We start from the raw sequence: 15,644 nt of genomic DNA, 5'->3' as shown, positions 1-15,644 counted from the left end.
CCGCGATGAATTCCGCGGGCCCGCGCCGTCACTACCGGTATGACGACACGTTTTCTCGACACAGGTGACGCCGACATCGCCTATGAGGTGCACGGTCCGCTGCCCACGGCCGACGGTCGCCCGCCGCTGGTCCTGATCGCGCAGCCCATGGATGCCAGCGGGTTCGCCGCCCTGGTCGAACAGTTCCCCGAGCGCACCGTGGTCACCTATGACCCGCGCGGTCTCGGCCGCAGCACCCGCAGGGACGGCCGGATCGACCATTCGCCGACCGTCCAGGCCGAGGATGTACACGCGCTGATCGAGACACTTGGTGCCGGGCCGGTCGACCTCTTCGCCAGCAGCGGCGGGGCGATCACCGCGCTCGCGCTGGTCGCCGCCCATCCCGGCGATGTGGTGACGCTGGTGGCGCACGAGCCGCCGCTGTTGACGCTGCTGCCCGACGCCACTGCCGCCGCACGGGCGCGAGCCCGGACCTTCGAGGCCTACCAGGCGAAGGGCTTCGGTGCCGGTATGGCCGACTTCATCGCGATGACGTCCTGGCAGGGCGAATTCACCGAGGACTATTTCGCCCGGCCCGCCGCCGATCCCGCGCAGTTCGGGCTGCCCACCGAGGACGACGGCTCCCGCGACGATCCGCTGCTGTCGGACCGGTCCTGGGCGGTGTCGGACTACCGACCCGACGTCGAGGCCCTCGCCGTCGCGCCGACCCGCATCGTGATCGCCGTCGGCGAGGAGTCGCTCGGCGTCATGACCGGCCGCACCGCCGTGGCGACGGCCGAGCTGCTCGGCCAGCAGCCGACGGTGTTCCCGAGCCATCACGGTGGATTCATGGGCGGTGAGTACGGTTACGCCGGGCAGCCGGAGGCGTTCGCGAAGAAGCTGCGCGAGGTGCTCGACGAACGATGAGATGCCGGGCGCGCTCGATCGCGGGGTGAGCGCGCCCTATTCACCCACGGGATCGGGGAGCAGGCCCTCGGAGGCGCGAAAGCGGCGGGCGAAACCCGCGAGCAGTTCTTGCGATTCCGGGGACAGATCCACGGCCAGCCGCATCAATCGCCGGAAATGCGGATCGGAGAATTCGCATACGAGCTTCGCCTGCACCGCCCCCGGGCACGGACCTTCGAAATAGGAATCCGACACAGCACCCACGTCAACGCTCCCGACCGTCTAGTTGCTGTAAGTAACATACCGGCAAATCCGGCATATCGACGGAGATCGACCGTACCGCCGTGTCGGTGTGTTGGCCGAGAAGCCTTGCGCATAGCACGGTTTCACCGGTGCGCTCTCCCCACCAGTGGTGATGCTCTCGGCGCGGCGCCGGCCGTTGTGAGCACGGGTTCTCCGGCTCGGACGGCCGCATCAGCGGTGGCTTGGTCCGCCGGGAGTCAGCTTATGACCGGCAACTCTGATGGGTCTGCGGTGGTGCGCCGTTTTGTCGAGGGCCCTAGATCCGGTCGGCACCCCAGCTGCGGTGGACGTAGCCGATCACCCGGTCCAGTTCCTCGCGATCGACGGAGGCGGATTCACCCGGTTCCAGCGGGTCGAAATGGAAGATGTAGAGCCGCGAGGCGAATTGTTCGAACGGCAGCGACGCTTCGCCGAAACGCTCACCGTGGCCCGCGGTGCCGACGATGACGCCGTCGCCCCAGTCCTGGCCGCTGTCGTTGTTGGGGTTGAAGAAATAGACCCGCATCTGTTCTTGCGGATCCAGGTTCACCCGCAGCACCGTGATGGCATGCCAGCCGACGAACCGGGCCGCGCTGTCGGTCACCGCGATGCCGGCCGGTTGCGGGTGGATCAGGGGTTGGTTGCCGTTGTAGAAGGGGTGGTAGCTGGCATAGAAGTGGCGCAGGAAATCGTCGAGGTCGGTCAGGTTGCCGGTGGCGACGTCGACATTGATGCGGAAACCGCGCCCGGACCACCAGCCGTGGAACTCGGGATTGATCCACCGGTGCGGATCGCCGTCGCGGCCGAGGCAATGCCTGCCCATCTCGGCGTAGATCCGGTCCAGATGCGGGACCACCAGCACCGACACCGGATCGAGGTCGATCGGCGGACCCGCGGCGGCACCGGCGCTGTCGTCGCGGGAGGAGATCGGGGTGCCTTCGAAATGCATGACGATCTCGTCGTCGCGTGCTGCCCACGTCACCGCGTGCAGCAGATAGTCGGGATCGTTGTAGGCCCACATGGACAACGCCCGCGCCGACTGGCAGGTGGGGTTGTCGCCCTGCCCTACGCCCAGCGGCAGCCCGAGCATCGACAGCACGCCCGCCAACAGCCACACTCGAGCGTCGGGGGTGGGCCCGAACACCCGGCTCAGCCGCTGCCGGGAGGTCGGCGAGAGCTGTAGGCCGATCTGACGCCACAGCGCGGGAGCGACCGGCGGCTGATAGAGGATGCCGCGCTCGAGCAGCAGTGCCAGCCCGTAGATGCACTGCGCGGTCTCGACCCGCACCGCCTCGTCGATCAGCGTGTGGACGAGTTCGTGATAGCAGAGCAGGCAGTCGCGGCCGGTGCTGGACAATCCCATCGCCTCGGCGAGCAGATAGTCGCCCTTGCCCAGCAGATGACGCAGCAGCACCGCGTGATAGGGCGAGACGAGGCCGGTGTCGTGCATCGAGCGCGCGAACCCCGAGGCTTCGTATTGCAAGGCGCTGTCGTCCATCGTTTCCAAGCGCTCGCGATAGATCTCGACGCCCGGATCTTCCCGGCAGGCGTCGGTGGTCCCGTAGAGGCTGCTGATCAGCCGGTCCGCGCCGAGCGCGCCGGCGCCGAGGTCGATATCGGGATTGGCCCGCGCGACCGCGATCTGGGTGATCATGCGTTTGACCGCGTCGACCTGGATGGGCCGTTGACGCAGGATCCGCCAGATCTCGTCGACCAGATGCTCGAGCACCTTCTCGTAGCCGACCTCGGCCACGAGATGGTGCAGCAGTTCTCGCGTGACCTGTGCCATCCGGCCCTGTTGGGCCCGTTCGGCTTCGGTGGGCGGGGTGAACAGCAACGACAGGTTGACCGCCAGCACCTGCGACAGGTGGCTGTCGGCCTGCTCGGGGCTGATCAGCGGGTGTGCGTAATCACCCTTGGCGACGGCGAGCAGGCGCAGGTTGCTCACCGTCTCCAGTACCGCGGTGTCGGCGTTCGGGCTGCGCAGCGAGCCGGTGCTCAGCGAGGGGATCAAGATCTGCGGTGAGGCCCAGTCGGTGCCGAGGAACAGGCCCGCGTTCTCCAGCTCGGCCGCCCGCGCGCGCACCGCGGCGCAGCCGCCCGGTAGTGCGAGGACTCGCCGCAGCGCGTCGAAGGTCCGCGGCAACTTCACCTGCTTGCCGAAATCACCTGCGTCGGTGAGCGATCGGATGGCGTGGTCCAAGGTGGCCAGACGCCGCTCCAAGGACGCCCCGTCGCTGCTGAGCTGATTCAATCAGGATCCTCCCGTGAACCGGACCGGGGCCCGGATCAGATATAGAAGTCGAGCTCTTCCTGTCGCTTCAGCAGATCCCGCAGCGTGTACGGGTCGTCGCCGAAGAAATACAACAGGCCCCAATGGTTTCCGAAGGCTGTGCGCTTGGTGACCTTCTCCGACAGCGGGGAGGTGAGCTCGTGTGATTCGAAGTAATCATGATCCTCGGTTTCCTCCGGCATGGACAGATGGCTGACCACGCGCCGCCGCGGGTACACGCCGAAGCATCCGGCGTGACCTTTGGCATCCACCACTTCGCGCGGGAAGAAGGACACGATTTCTTCCTCGGTGGTCTTGGGGTCGAAGGCGAGGACCAGGGCGTGGTAGGCATTGAAACCGTAGGTACGCTCCAGCAGCTCGAACACTTTGAAACCGGGCGGCCGATAAGCGACCTCGCCGAAGTACATTTCGCCGTCGCTGGTGACGAAGTATTCCGGATGCACGAAGCCGAATTCGATATCGAAGGTCTTGATCAGTTTCTCGACCTGCCGGGTGATCTCCGGCCGGTACCGCTCGAGCTCCGGCGTTGCCGGCACGAACACCGAATAGCCGAGCGTGACGTACTCGGAGATATTGAGGAAACGGATCTTGCCGTTGTGGATCCAGGCCTCCACCGCGAATTCCCACCCGTCCAGGTGTGATTCCATCAGCAGCGGGAAATCCTCGTCGGGAATCGTGTCGATCTCATCGGGTGTCCTGATCACCCGGTGGCCGAGGCAGCCCGCCTTGTCGAAGGCCTTGATGTGGATCGGGTCGTTCGGGTCGCCGTCGAGCTTGAGCAGGGTCTGGTTGACGCGCTTGAGGAAGCGCGCGACGTCATCGCGCTCGTGCGCCTCTTCGAAGATGCCGACCCGGATGCCGCCCAGCTGGGCCCGCCGCTTCATCAGCGCCTTGTCGCGCAGCAGCATGGCCTGCCCGAACAGCCGCGGATTGTCCATCAGCACCGCGTTGATCGCGCCCGCCCATTCCACGGTTTCCTCGAAGATCGGAATCGCCACGTCGACACCCATATCGCGCAGCGTTTCGGCGATCTCCATCGAACGGTCGTTGAGGCGTTCGAAATTCCACGGAATATAGGGTATTCCGTTCTCCGCGCAGTAGTCTTCGATCCATTCCGGAGCGACGACCACGTATCGCCGGTCGAAGCGGTCGACGGCCTCGACGGCATTCAAACTCCAGCCCAGTAGGGCAACATATCCTTTGTCCGGATTTCGGCCTTCCGGTTCCTGTGGTGCAATCGACAAAACTCGTCCCCTCTCGGCCGTGCGAGATCGGTTGATCTCTCGGCCGTTTCTCGGCTACGGCAGCGACTTCCGGCAGACGTGTTCTGCCTGTTCAGAAGTGTGCGCGCCCTGTTCGCCTGGTTCTCTCGTCGGCCGGCATCCTCATCTGCACTGGTGAGGGGAAGGCCGCGTGCGTGATCGAAACCCGTTCTGGGGGCTGGGATTCATGGACCTACCCTCCGTATTGCCGCCATTCACACGAGTACCCGAATGGTTCCGTTCCCAAACGGTTACCATCTTTCAGGCGCTCTTCCAGGCGTTTTCGCGCCTGATCGAACCCGACGGCGCAGACCATTCGTGCGCTGCCGGTGACCAGGAACAGCGGCGGCCACCGGCGGCAACGGCTACCGGGCGATCAGTGGGGTGCCGCGATCTCGCGCAGCAGGCCGTCGGCCAGGTGCAGCCTGCGCCGCACCCCGATATCGGCGAGGAAGCGTTCGTCGTGACTGACCACCACGAAAGCGCCGCGATAGGCCTCGAGCGCGCTGACCAATTGGCCGACGCTCACCAGATCGAGGTTGTTGGTCGGCTCGTCCAGCAGCAGCAATTGCGGCGCGGGCTCGGCGAACAGCACGCACGCGAGGGTGGCGCGCAGCCGTTCACCGCCGGACAATGCGCCGACCGGCAGGTGCACGCGCGAGCCGCGGAACAGGAACCGGGCCAGCAGGTTCATCCGCCGCGAGTCGGGCAGGTCCGGGGCGGACACAGCAAGGTTGCCGGCGACACTTCGGTCCAGATCCAGCAGGTCCAGCCGTTGCGACACGTACGCGACGCGGCCATCGGAGCGGGTGACCGACCCCGCGTCGGGATCCAATTCCCCGCGGATCATCCGCAGCACAGTGGATTTGCCCGCGCCGTTGGGACCGGTCAAGGCGATCCGCTCCGGGCCGCGAATGAGCAGATCGACGCCGTCGCCGGCGAACATCTCGCGCTCACCCAACCGCAGCCGCAACCCGGTCCCACTGAACACCGTGCGCCCGGCAGGCACATCGGTATCGGGCAGCTCGAGGCTGATCTTCTGGTCGGTGCGAAGCGCCCGCCCGGCCTCGTCGAGTCTGGACTCGGCCGCCGCCACCCGCGCGCTGTGCGTGCCGTCGGCTTTCCCCGCCGATTCCTGCGCATTGCGCTTCATGGTGCCGGCGAAGATCTTGGGCAGCCCGGCACTGCCCAGATTCCTGGCGGCAGTGCTCGCCCGGCGCGCGGCACGTTCTCTGGCCTGTTGCAATTCCCGCTTCTCCCGTTTGACCTCCTGTTCGGCGGTGCGAATGTTCTTCTCGGCGATCTCGCGCTCGGCGCGGACGGCTGCCTCGTAGTCGGTGAAAGTGCCTCCGTAGAAACGGATGTCGCCGCTGTGCAGTTCGGCGATGCGGTCCATCCGATCGAGCAAGGCCCGGTCGTGGCTGACCAGCAGCAGGGTCCCGCTCCAGTCGCCGAGCACGTCGTAGAGCTTGTGGCGGGCAGCGAGATCGAGGTTGTTGGTCGGCTCGTCCAATAGCAGCACGTCGGGTCTGCGCAGCAGTTGTGCCGCGAGGCCGAGCGAGACGATCTGGCCGCCGCTGAGCGTGCCGGAGCGGCGGGTGAACGCGATGTCCCCGAGGTCGAGGCGGTCGAGTTGGGCGCGGGTGCGTTCCTCGATGTCCCAATCGGTGCCGATCGTGGTGAAGTGCTCCTCGCTGGTGTCACCGGATTCGACGGCGTTCAGGGCCGCTGATACCGGTGCGATACCGAGGATTTCGGCGACGGTGCGATCGCCGGTCAGGGGCAGGGTTTGCGGCAGGTAGCCGAGCACGCCGTCGACGGAGATCGTGCCGCCGCGCGGTCGCAGCTCACCGGCGATCAGCCGCAGCAGCGTGCTCTTTCCGGCGCCGTTGGGGCGACCAGGCCGGTGCGGCCGCCGGGAATACTGAACGACAGACCGGTGAAGACGGGGGTGTCGTCGGGCCAGGTGAAGGTCAGGTCGGAGCAGACGATGAACGCATCGGACATGAGTGAGTCCTCGGGTGTGGGGATGAGTAGACGAACGGCGACATGGCCACGTCAGCGGCGCCGCGCGCCTGCTGGTGGCCGTCAGAGCCGGGTGACCCCGGAGATGTCGAGTTCACCTACCATGCCGGTACTCCCTCAATGCGATTACTCCCGGACGACGATAGCAACGGAATCGGCCGGGGCAACCGAATTAGGTCCGGGCGATGATGGCGGCGAGGACCGCGGAGGCATCCAGCAGGGCGCGAGAGCGTGCCGTGATGCTCGTCTCGCGGGAGGCCAGGGCGGCGGCGATGGCGTCGTCGTGATGCGCGCGCGGGAGGTCGGGCACCAACGTCCGCAGCGTGTCGATGCGGTAACCGGCGCTGCGCAGCTGGTGGATGATCCGGGCATCGCGTACCTGCGCGGGGGAGTAGCGGCGGGCGCCGCCGGACCGGACCCGATCCGGGGTGATGAGCCCTTCCGCCTCCCAGTGGCGCAAGGTGGAGGCGCGGATCCCGAGTGCGCCGGCCAGCTCCGAGACCGACATCGCATCCGAGTCCACGACCTCGGCGATCGGCTCGGCCGAGATCGCCGCGGCCGCGGCGCGGGCCAACCGCAGCTCGGTGCGTTCGCGGGCGAGCCGGGCGTGGGCGTCATCGAGCCGGGCGAGAGCTTCGGGAAGCGGTGCGTGGTGAACCACGCGCATGATCTGTTTGGCCTCGACCGGGCCGACACCCGCGGCCAGCGCGCGATACGCGAGCGCCGATCGGACGTGGATGTCCCCGTAGGCGCGATAACCCGATTCCGTGCGGGTCGCCGGCGGAAGGACCCCGTCGCGCTCGAGCTTGCGCACCTGCTGCACGGAGTAGCCCGCGCGGCGCGCGACGTCGACCGTTCGCAATGACGAGTGCAGGGTTTCCACGGCGCGTTTCCTTATCTACCTGCGGGCATTCTCTGCGAAGTCTCCACAAGCACTGTAATGAAACGCTGGAACACATGAGCATCGACGAGATCATCGAGTATGTGGCAGGCCTTGACGGTGTCCTCACCCTGCGGCCCGGCCCCGGCGACGGCTCACCCGAGATCGCCTGGGGTGACCTGTTCTTCTACTACTCGCCCAGCGGCGAAGTACCGGCCACGACCCAGCCCTTCGCGACGATCGTCACCAAGAACTATCCGGGTGACGAGAAATCGGATCTGGACCGGCCGGGGGCGTTCCGGGTCAATATCGCGGCGAGCCGGGAGGCGTTCACCCGCTGGACCGGTCATTCGCCGCGGGAGACCGACCCGGGGACCGACTTCGCCGCCACCGATACCGTGTTCGCGCATCCCGTCTACGCCGGCGCCGGTTGGCTGGCGGTGGTGAATCCCGGGCAAAGAACCGGTGAGACCGTGCGCGAGCTGCTTCGTGACGCCTACGACCGGGCGCGGGCGCGATATGAGCGCCGCGCGGCGACGCAGGGCTGAGCCTTCAGCGTCGTAGGCGCCCGGTGCGGGCCAGGTTGCGTTTGGTCGACGGCGACAGGCCGGGGGAGTCGGCGTCGGCCTCGGGTGCGGCGGGATCGGCGCGGACGAACAGCGTGATGGTTGTCGCCGCGCCGAAACCGTTGCGCTGCATGAGTTTCGCCGACGCCTCGTTGCTCGACTCCACATCGGTGACGGTGCGGCGGGCGCCACGGGCGAACAGCGCGGTGCAGCATGCCTCGACGAGCCTGCCCGCGATGCCGTGGCCCTGCATATCCGGGGCGACGGCGATCCATTCCAGATAGCCCCAGTCGTCACGCAGTTCGAATTCCATGGAGCCGAGTACGAAACCGACCACTCGATCGGAATCGAGTGCCACCCAGCACGCGTTGTCGGGGCTGTCCAGATGCTCGGCCACCGAGGTCAGCGACCAGGAGGTGTAGGGCTTGACCGAGGTGTCGTAGACCTCGTGTCCGAGGTCGAGGACCTGACGCAGATGGCCGAGGCCCATGGGGACGATCGCGATGGCGGGGTCCATGTGATCAGTTTGCCAGCGGTATGCCCGATTCAGGCGCCTTTGCGCGTGGCGGTCTTCTTCGCGGTCGTCTTCTTGGCCGCGGTGCTCTTGCTCGCGGTCTTCTTGGCGGCGGTCTTCTTCGCCGGGGCCGACCGTTTCTTGCCGTCCTCGGCGCGGCGGCCGCTGGCTTCCAGGCTGCGCTGCAACGCGGCCACCAGATCGACCACCTCGGCGTCCTGGGCGACGGGCTCGGCCTCGGGTTGTTCGGGGACCTTGCCGGTGCCGCTGGCGATGGCCTCGTCGAGCAGTCGCTTGAGTTCGATCTGATATTCGTCGGTGAATTCGCTCGGGTCGAAATCCTCCGACATGGAATCGACCAGCGTCTCGGCCATCTTGATTTCCTGCGGCCGCGGCTTCGTCGCGTTCTCCAGCGATTCGAACGACACCGAACGCACCTCGTCCGGCCACAGCAGCGTCTGCAACACGAGCATGCCGTCGCGAACCCGGAGCGCGGCCAGCCGGGTTTTCTGGCGCAGGGTGAAGTGCACCAGCGCGGTGCGTTCGATGCGCTCCAAGGTGGCCGCGAGCAGCACATAGGCCTTGGGCGTCGTCGAGTCGGGTTCGAGGTAGTAGGTCTTGTCGTAGAGGATCGGGTCGATCTGATCGCTCGGCACGAATTGCAGCACCGGGATTTCGTGTTTCTCGGCGACCGGAAGTTTGGCGAAATCCTCGTCGGTCAGGATCACCTTGTCGCCCTCGGGCGATTCGTAGGCCTTGTCGATATCGGCGTATTGCACCGATTTCCCGCATACCGAGCAGACCCGGTCGTATTTGATCCGGCCGCCGTCCTTGGCGTGGACCTGATGAAAGCGGATGTCGTGGTCCTCGGTGGCGGTGTACACCTTCACCGGGACGTTCACCAGCCCGAACGCGATCGAGCCTTTCCAGATTGACCGCATCACCCCATCATGGACGAATCTCGCCGACCTCGCTCGTCAAACGGTAACCGGAGTGTCGCTGCCGCGAGCTGCCATCGCAGTCGTCCCGGCAGCCGGAGGAAGAGCGCGCGCATGGCGGCGGCGGTCCCGTAGGCGTCGGTGCGGCCGGACAGGTACGCGCGTTGTAAGGGTTCCGGTAGGTCGAAAAATGCGTCGAAGAAGACCGGAAGATCCTCCGGTGCGAGCCTGAGCAAGGCCCGCAATCCGGCTTCGCGGAATCCGTGCACGAGGCGGGCCGACGGCGGTGCGGGCGACTCACCGGCCGCGACGGAATCGGCGGCGGACACCGCGGCGGCGACGCTGTACCCGGTGGCCTGATGAGTGAACCCACCGGCCGCCCCGAAGCGCGCACGTCCTGGTGCGCCGCCGCTGACGGGGAACCGCACCCGCTCGATCCGTTCGTGGCCGTCGACGCCGATACCGCGCGCCCGCAATCGGTGATGCAGGCGCTCGGTCAGCGTGCGCTGATCGAGGGCCGGATGCCCGGCCAGGCAGGTCTCCTCGAGCAACATGGCGCCACCGCCCAGTGGCACCGCGTACAGGAACGAACGCGGCGCCTGCGCCGGCGCGCCGTTGTCGAGGCGCCAGTCCATGAACAGGGGCACGACGCCTGCGCAGCGCTCGCTGTCGACGACGATGCCGTAGGCGGTCTGCTCCGCCCGCGACGATGAGCGGGCCAGGCCGCGCGCGTCGATCACCCGCTCGGCACGCAGCACCGCTCCCGAGGCCAGCGTCGCGGTCCGCGAGGTCAGAGCCGTCACCCGGTCGGCGTGGACCTCGGCGCCGGTGAGATCCAGCGACTGCTGGAGCCTGGCGGTATCGAGCACGGCGTAGGGGCGGTCGATGCGGTGTTCGCGACTGCCCCAGGCCACGGGCTGCTCGATGATCGCCGCCACCACGGCGGGGTCCAGCCAGCCGGGAAGTTCGTCGGCCCATGCCGCATAGGTGGCCGTCCAGGCACGTTGTGGTGCGGGGTCGACCACCGCGACGGAAAGTCCGCGCGTCAGGCAGCGGTGGGCGAGTGCCTGCCCCGCCGGGCCCAGCCCGCAGACGACCACATCCGGGCGGGTCAACACCTCTCGCCTGCCTGGGCGGCGGCCCTGGCGGCGAAGCCGTCGCACAGCGCGTCCAGCCCCAGTTGCAGCAAGTCGACCTGGGCGAATCGGCCGTCGTCGGCGCCCTCCAACTCGGCCAGCGCGGGCGGCACCGGATGCAGCGGACGGCCCGCCAGCAGTGCGCGCAATCCGTTCTCGTCGTCGGAGTCGAGGCCCTTGCTGGTCAGCAGCGCCGAACTGATGTGGGGCAGCGTCGCACCGGAGATGTAGTTCCAGACTGCGAACGCCATCTGAGTCGCCTCATGCGTGCTGACGTCCAGTTCGCGGAAGCCCTCGACCAGCCAGGCCAGGCATCCCATGCTGCTCGGGCCGAAGCTGTAGCGCGGCACCGCGAAGGTCAGCAGCACCCACGGATGCTGCTGGTAGAGATTCCAGTCGATCTCGGCGGCGATGCGCACGCGGTCGCGCCAGGTCCAATTCCGTTCGGCGGTCGACGGATACGGGTAGCGCCCGGCCACCTCGTCGGTCATCGCCGCGATGAGCTCGTCCTTGTTGGTGACATGCCGGTACAGCGACATGGCGCCGACGCCGAGGCGATCGGCGATGCGGCGCATGGACAGCGCGTCGAGGCCGTCGCTGTCGGCGAGTTCGATCGCCGCGTCGACGATGGCCGCTTTTGTGAGCTTCGGCTCGGTCATCCCATGACTGCCTTTCGATGTCCGGCCAGGATGCGTACACTGTACCCGGACTTCATGCGTACGTCGTACGCGCCAGGGAGAGGAATCGGTGGATGACGAACGTGGAGGCGGTGCGGCCCGCCCCGGATTCGAGCGTGGCCCCGCGGCGGGCCTGGCTCGGCCTCGGGGTGCTGGTATTGCCGGTGCTGCTGGTGTCGATGGACGTCTCGGTGCTGTTCCTCGCGCTGCCCACGCTCACCGTCGACCTGGACCCCTCGGCGTCCGCGCAACTCTGGATCCTCGACATCTACGGGTTCCTGATCGCCGGCCTGCTCATCACCATGGGCAATCTCGGTGACCGGATCGGGCGCAGGCGCATTCTGCTGGCCGGCGCGACGGTGTTCGGTATCGCCTCGGCCCTGGCGGCCTTCGCGCCGAGCGCGGGCGTGCTCATCGCGGCGCGGGCGCTCATGGGCATCGGCGGCGCCACCCTGCTGCCGTCGAGCCTGTCGCTGATCTCGACGCTGTTCGCCGACGCCAAACAGCGCGCTACCGCGATCGGAGTGTGGACGGCGTTCTTCGCCGGCGGTTCGGCGGTGGGCCCGATCATCGGCGGGGTGCTGCTGCACCACTTCTGGTGGGGTTCGGTGTTCCTGATCAACGTCCCGGTGCTGCTGATCCTGCTCGCGCTCGCCCCGGTGCTGCTGCCCGAGCATCGCGCGACCTCGCTCGGCCCGCTGGACCTGCCGAGCGTTGCGCTGTCCATCGGCGGCATCCTGCCGCTGGTCTACGCGGTCAAGCACGCCGCGGAGCACGGCCCGGACACCGGGGCGGCGGTGATCGGATTGATCGGTGCGGTCGTGCTGACGTTGTTCGTGCGCAGGCAGCGTCACCTCGACGAACCCCTGCTCGACCTGGGGCTGTTCGGTCGCGGGCAGTTCTCGGTGGCAATCGGCTCCAGCCTGGCCGGGATGATGTCGCTGGCCGCGATGAGCTATCTGGCCAGCATCTATTTGCAGTCGGTCACCGGCCGCGACCCGCTGGTGGCGGCCCTGCTCGGGATCCCCATGGCGATCGCGGTGTTCATCTTCTCGATGACGGGTGCGACGGTGGGGCGCCGGTTCGGGGTGCGGATCACCTTCGCGATGGCGTTGTTCGCCGCGGCGCTCGGCAATCTGATGCTGCTCGGCGTCGGTGTGGACGGCGGATTGGCCTGGTACATCGCCGGATCCGCGATCGCCGGTATCGGCTACGGCATCACCTTCACCCTGGTGTCGGAGGTTGCGGTGTCGTCCGTGCCGCCGGAGCGCGCGGGCTCGGCCGTCGGGATCTCGGAGACCAGCTTCGAACTCGGCAACGCGCTGGGTCTGGCGCTGCTCGGCTCGCTGGCGGCGGTGGTGTTCCGCTCGGGCGGGAACTTCGAATCGACGCTGGGGGAGACGCTCGCCCGCGACGGCGACCAGCCGGCGATCGTCGAGGCCGCGCGGGAGTCGTTCGTGAACGGTATGCATGCCGCGACGACGGTCGGCGCGCTCATCCTGGTGGCGATGGCGGTCATCGTGCTGGTGGCGACGCCGAAAGGTCGCTGAGACATCGACGAATCCAGCCCCTGGCGGGGAGCGGATTCACCTGGTCGTGGCACCACTGCCGAATGAGTGGTGACGCCGACCCTGTGAATTCGCGTGTCCGCCAGGGGCTGGATCGTATTCGGGCGTTGCCGCCCGGATCAGGAGGTGACGGCTGCGCCCGGCGCGGGCTGGGCGTCGACCGGCGAACCGTGTGGCGGGGCCGCGAGCGCGTCGGCGGCACCGATGGCGGCACCGGCGGCGGCCCCGATCGCGGCGGCGGGCACCGCGATCACCGCGGCACCGATGGCGGCACCGAGCATCGGTCCCGCGACGAGCCCGGCGGGCAGGAACGGCACACCGGCGACCAGACCGGCGACCGCGCCGACCACGGCCGAGGTGGCCGCCAGCGGAGTGCTCGCGCTCGCACCCGCCACCGCGCCGACCGCGGCCGCACCGATGGTCTGGCTGGCGACCCGATCCGAGCGGCTGCGTTCCATGCCGACGGAGTCGAGGAAGGTCGCCAAACTCGCCTCGGCGTTGGCGGCGCCGTCGTTGACCTGCGCGGCCTGCTGCGGATCCAGCCAGGTCGGCGACTCGATGGAGACGTCACCGAAACGCAGCTGCCCCGGCGGCGGCGCGATCGGCGCCACCGGCTGCACCTGCGTGGGAGCGTGCAGATCGCCGAGGGGTGCGAGGTAGTCCTTGTCGGGAACCGGGCGCGACCAGGCGAGCGTGGTGTGCGCGCCGGGTTGGGCGGCCGACTGGCCCGCGGTGGCCGGAGCTGCCGCGAGGGCCTCGGGAGCCTGCGGCGCGCCCGGTTCCGCGATCGGCGCCGCCTGCGTGGAACCGCCGAAAGCCGCCGTGCCGGGTGCGTGACCGGTCACCGTCGCCGGCTGCGCCGGCTGGGTGGTGGCCGTGGCGGTGCCCGTGCCGACGAGCGCCATGACGAGTGGAACCGCGCCCGCCACAACGATCGACCCGACCTTCTGCCGCTGCGGGTGGATCATCCTGTGCTTGGCTGTGGCCATGATTGCCTTTCATCCGGAAGTGAGTCCGATGTCTGTTCGACATTCGGACCCGTCGCACACCCGGATGGGTGGTTTCACGGGCCGGTCGGTTCAGCCGGTATTGCCGGAAGTTAGCCGGTAGCGCGAGACTTGCCGGATTCGGCGGGCGCGGTCTCCGGCTTTCCGTCGGTGGCCACCTCGGTAGTGGGGCCGGCGCCGCTGGTCGCGGCCTTCCAGCTGTTCGCCGAGGGGTCGCCGAGCGCTGACATCACCACTTCGGCTTCGCCCTCGTCCTCGCCGTTCATCGCCTCCAGCGCCAAACGGGCGAACACCCACTGCTCGGTGGCCGCCATCTGACCGCGGGTGCGGCCGAGGAAGGTGACGAACCACTGGATGACGGTGATGATCCGGCTGCGGTAGCCGACCAGGTAGTACAGGTGCAGCGCCAGCCACGCCAGCCAGGCGATGAACCCGCCGAATTCCAGCTTGCCGACCTGGCAGACGGCGCTGAACCGCGACACCGTCGCCATGCTGCCCTTGTTGAAGTACTTGAACGGCTTGCGCTCTTCGGGGGTGTGGCCCTTCAGGCCCGCCTTGATCTGCTTGGCGGCGTAGGTGGAGCCCTGGATCGCGCCCTGGGCCTGGCCGGGCACATTCGGCACCGACATCAGGTCGCCGACGACGAACACGTTCGGGTGGCCCTTGATGGTGAGGTCCGGCTCGACGATGACGCGCCCGGCCCGGTCCACCTCGGTGCCGTCGGAGCGGTCGGCGAGCATCTTGCCCAGCGGGCTGGCCTGCACACCGGCCGACCACACCTTGCACGCGGATTCGATGCGCCGGATGGTGCCGTCGGGATCCTTCACCGTGACCCCGTGCGCGTCCACATCGGTGACCATGGCGTTGAGCTGGATCTCCACGCCCATCTTCTCCAGCCGCCGCTGCGCCTTACCGCCCAGCTTGGGGCCCATCGGGCCGAGCACCGCGCCCGCACCCTCGACCAGCACCACGCGCGCGTCCCGCGGGTCGATGTTGTGGAAGGTGCCCTCCAGGGTGCGATCGGCCAATTCGGCGATCTGCCCGGCCAGTTCGACACCGGTCGGGCCGGCACCGACGACGACGAAGGTCAGCAGGCGGTCGCGCTCCTCCTGGGTGGTCGCCAGCTCGGCCTGCTCGAAGGCGCCGAGGATGCGGCCGCGCAGCTCGAGGGCGTCATCGATGGTCTTCATACCGGGGGCGAAGGTGGAGAAGTGGTCGTTGCCGAAATACGACTGCTGCGCGCCGGTGGCCACGATCAGGCTGTCGAAGGGGGTGACGGTGTCCTGGTTGAGCAGCCGGGAGGTGACCGTCTTGGCCTTCAGGTCGATATCGATGACCTCACCCATCAAGACCTGGGCGTTCTTCTGCTTGCGCAGCACCAGCCGGGTGGCGGGCGCGATCTCGCCGACCGAGAGGATGCCGGTGGCGACCTGGTAGAGCAGGGGCTGGAACAGGTGGGTGGAGGTCTTGGAGATCAGGGTGACGTCGACATCGGCGTTCTTGAGGTGCTTGGTTCCGAACAAGCCGCCGAAGCCGGAACCGATCACCACCACCTGGTGACGACGGTTCTCCACGGTTTCAGTGCTCATCGTCGCTGCTCCTCGACAGACT

General features: G+C 67.9%; 13 protein-coding genes and 1 pseudogene. 3 read left to right on the top strand and 11 right to left on the bottom strand.

The window, feature by feature from the left end:
* Positions 1-39: 39 nt before the first annotated feature.
* Complete coding sequence (locus tag FEK34_RS26930) at positions 40-906, top strand: alpha/beta fold hydrolase (protein WP_138452331.1); 867 nt, start codon at positions 40-42, stop codon at positions 904-906.
* Between the two features lie 36 nt (positions 907-942).
* On the opposite strand, the gene FEK34_RS26925 is transcribed toward FEK34_RS26930, so the two are convergent.
* From FEK34_RS26925 to FEK34_RS26905, 5 genes and pseudogenes are all read right to left on the bottom strand, one after another.
* Positions 943-1,149: a hypothetical protein gene (locus FEK34_RS26925; RefSeq protein ID WP_138452329.1), complete on the bottom strand. Its 207-nt coding sequence runs from the start codon at positions 1,147-1,149 to the stop codon at positions 943-945.
* A 295-nt stretch (positions 1,150-1,444) separates the two neighbouring features.
* The gene (locus FEK34_RS26920) at positions 1,445-3,421 is read right to left on the bottom strand and encodes a hypothetical protein (RefSeq protein ID WP_138452327.1); all 1,977 of its coding nucleotides are present in this window, start codon (positions 3,419-3,421) and stop codon (positions 1,445-1,447) included.
* Between the two features lie 35 nt (positions 3,422-3,456).
* Positions 3,457-4,497, bottom strand: coding sequence for an ATP-grasp domain-containing protein (locus FEK34_RS26915; RefSeq protein WP_249359674.1), 1,041 nt, complete (start codon positions 4,495-4,497; stop codon positions 3,457-3,459).
* A gap of 601 nt (positions 4,498-5,098) precedes the next feature.
* Positions 5,099-6,729 (bottom strand): annotated as a pseudogene (locus tag FEK34_RS26910) (ABC-F family ATP-binding cassette domain-containing protein).
* 190 nt (positions 6,730-6,919) lie between these two features.
* Positions 6,920-7,630 (bottom strand): MerR family transcriptional regulator, encoded by a 711-nt coding sequence (locus tag FEK34_RS26905; protein WP_138452325.1) that lies wholly within the window; start codon positions 7,628-7,630, stop codon positions 6,920-6,922.
* 74 nt (positions 7,631-7,704) lie between these two features.
* On the opposite strand from FEK34_RS26905, the gene FEK34_RS26900 reads away from it, so the two are divergent.
* Positions 7,705-8,175 carry a DUF6194 family protein gene (locus tag FEK34_RS26900; RefSeq protein WP_138452323.1) on the top strand — a complete coding sequence of 157 codons (471 nt, stop codon included), beginning with the start codon at positions 7,705-7,707 and terminating at the stop codon, positions 8,173-8,175.
* 4 nt (positions 8,176-8,179) lie between these two features.
* Here the strand turns inward: FEK34_RS26900 and FEK34_RS26895 are convergent, their stop codons facing one another.
* From FEK34_RS26895 to FEK34_RS26880, 4 genes are read right to left on the bottom strand one after another with little or no spacing between them, the layout of a single operon-like run.
* Positions 8,180-8,710 carry a GNAT family N-acetyltransferase gene (locus tag FEK34_RS26895; protein WP_138452321.1) on the bottom strand — a complete coding sequence of 177 codons (531 nt, stop codon included), beginning with the start codon at positions 8,708-8,710 and terminating at the stop codon, positions 8,180-8,182.
* A 29-nt stretch (positions 8,711-8,739) separates the two neighbouring features.
* Complete coding sequence (locus tag FEK34_RS26890) at positions 8,740-9,648, bottom strand: Ku protein (protein WP_138452319.1); 909 nt, start codon at positions 9,646-9,648, stop codon at positions 8,740-8,742.
* Complete coding sequence (locus FEK34_RS26885) at positions 9,648-10,760, bottom strand: lycopene cyclase family protein (RefSeq protein WP_138452317.1); 1,113 nt, start codon at positions 10,758-10,760, stop codon at positions 9,648-9,650. Before FEK34_RS26885 ends, FEK34_RS26890 begins: the two co-directional genes overlap by 1 nt.
* Positions 10,757-11,440, bottom strand: a complete 684-nt coding sequence (locus FEK34_RS26880) for a TetR/AcrR family transcriptional regulator (RefSeq protein ID WP_138452315.1) — start codon at positions 11,438-11,440, stop codon at positions 10,757-10,759. Before FEK34_RS26880 ends, FEK34_RS26885 begins: the two co-directional genes overlap by 4 nt.
* 92 nt (positions 11,441-11,532) lie before the next feature.
* Here FEK34_RS26880 and FEK34_RS26875 point away from each other — a divergent pair, with 92 nt between their 5' ends.
* On the top strand, positions 11,533-13,008 hold the full coding sequence (locus tag FEK34_RS26875) for an MFS transporter (protein ID WP_138452313.1): 1,476 nt from the start codon (positions 11,533-11,535) through the stop codon (positions 13,006-13,008).
* A gap of 137 nt (positions 13,009-13,145) precedes the next feature.
* On the opposite strand, the gene FEK34_RS26870 is transcribed toward FEK34_RS26875, so the two are convergent.
* Positions 13,146-14,015, bottom strand: coding sequence for a hypothetical protein (locus FEK34_RS26870; protein WP_249359652.1), 870 nt, complete (start codon positions 14,013-14,015; stop codon positions 13,146-13,148).
* A gap of 110 nt (positions 14,016-14,125) precedes the next feature.
* Positions 14,126-15,622: an NAD(P)/FAD-dependent oxidoreductase gene (locus tag FEK34_RS26865; protein WP_138452312.1), complete on the bottom strand. Its 1,497-nt coding sequence runs from the start codon at positions 15,620-15,622 to the stop codon at positions 14,126-14,128.
* Positions 15,623-15,644: the final 22 nt, after the last annotated feature.

The organism is Nocardia cyriacigeorgica (assembly GCF_005863245.1).
Classification (GTDB): domain Bacteria; phylum Actinomycetota; class Actinomycetes; order Mycobacteriales; family Mycobacteriaceae; genus Nocardia; species Nocardia cyriacigeorgica_C.
Note: the sequence above shows the minus strand (reverse complement) of the source record. Positions and strands in the feature narration are given on the sequence as shown.

Coding starts and splice junctions, on each gene's coding strand:
- FEK34_RS26915 (WP_249359674.1), bottom strand. CDS start 4,497: ATGGAGATCGCCGAAACGCTGCGCGATATGGGTGTCGACGTGGCGATT.
- FEK34_RS26865 (WP_138452312.1), bottom strand. CDS start 15,622: ATGAGCACTGAAACCGTGGAGAACCGTCGTCACCAGGTGGTGGTGATC.
- FEK34_RS26900 (WP_138452323.1), top strand. CDS start 7,705: ATGAGCATCGACGAGATCATCGAGTATGTGGCAGGCCTTGACGGTGTC.
- FEK34_RS26875 (WP_138452313.1), top strand. CDS start 11,533: ATGACGAACGTGGAGGCGGTGCGGCCCGCCCCGGATTCGAGCGTGGCC.
- FEK34_RS26870 (WP_249359652.1), bottom strand. CDS start 14,015: ATGGCCACAGCCAAGCACAGGATGATCCACCCGCAGCGGCAGAAGGTC.
- FEK34_RS26930 (WP_138452331.1), top strand. CDS start 40: ATGACGACACGTTTTCTCGACACAGGTGACGCCGACATCGCCTATGAG.
- FEK34_RS26880 (WP_138452315.1), bottom strand. CDS start 11,440: ATGACCGAGCCGAAGCTCACAAAAGCGGCCATCGTCGACGCGGCGATC.
- FEK34_RS26895 (WP_138452321.1), bottom strand. CDS start 8,710: ATGGACCCCGCCATCGCGATCGTCCCCATGGGCCTCGGCCATCTGCGT.
- FEK34_RS26890 (WP_138452319.1), bottom strand. CDS start 9,648: ATGCGGTCAATCTGGAAAGGCTCGATCGCGTTCGGGCTGGTGAACGTC.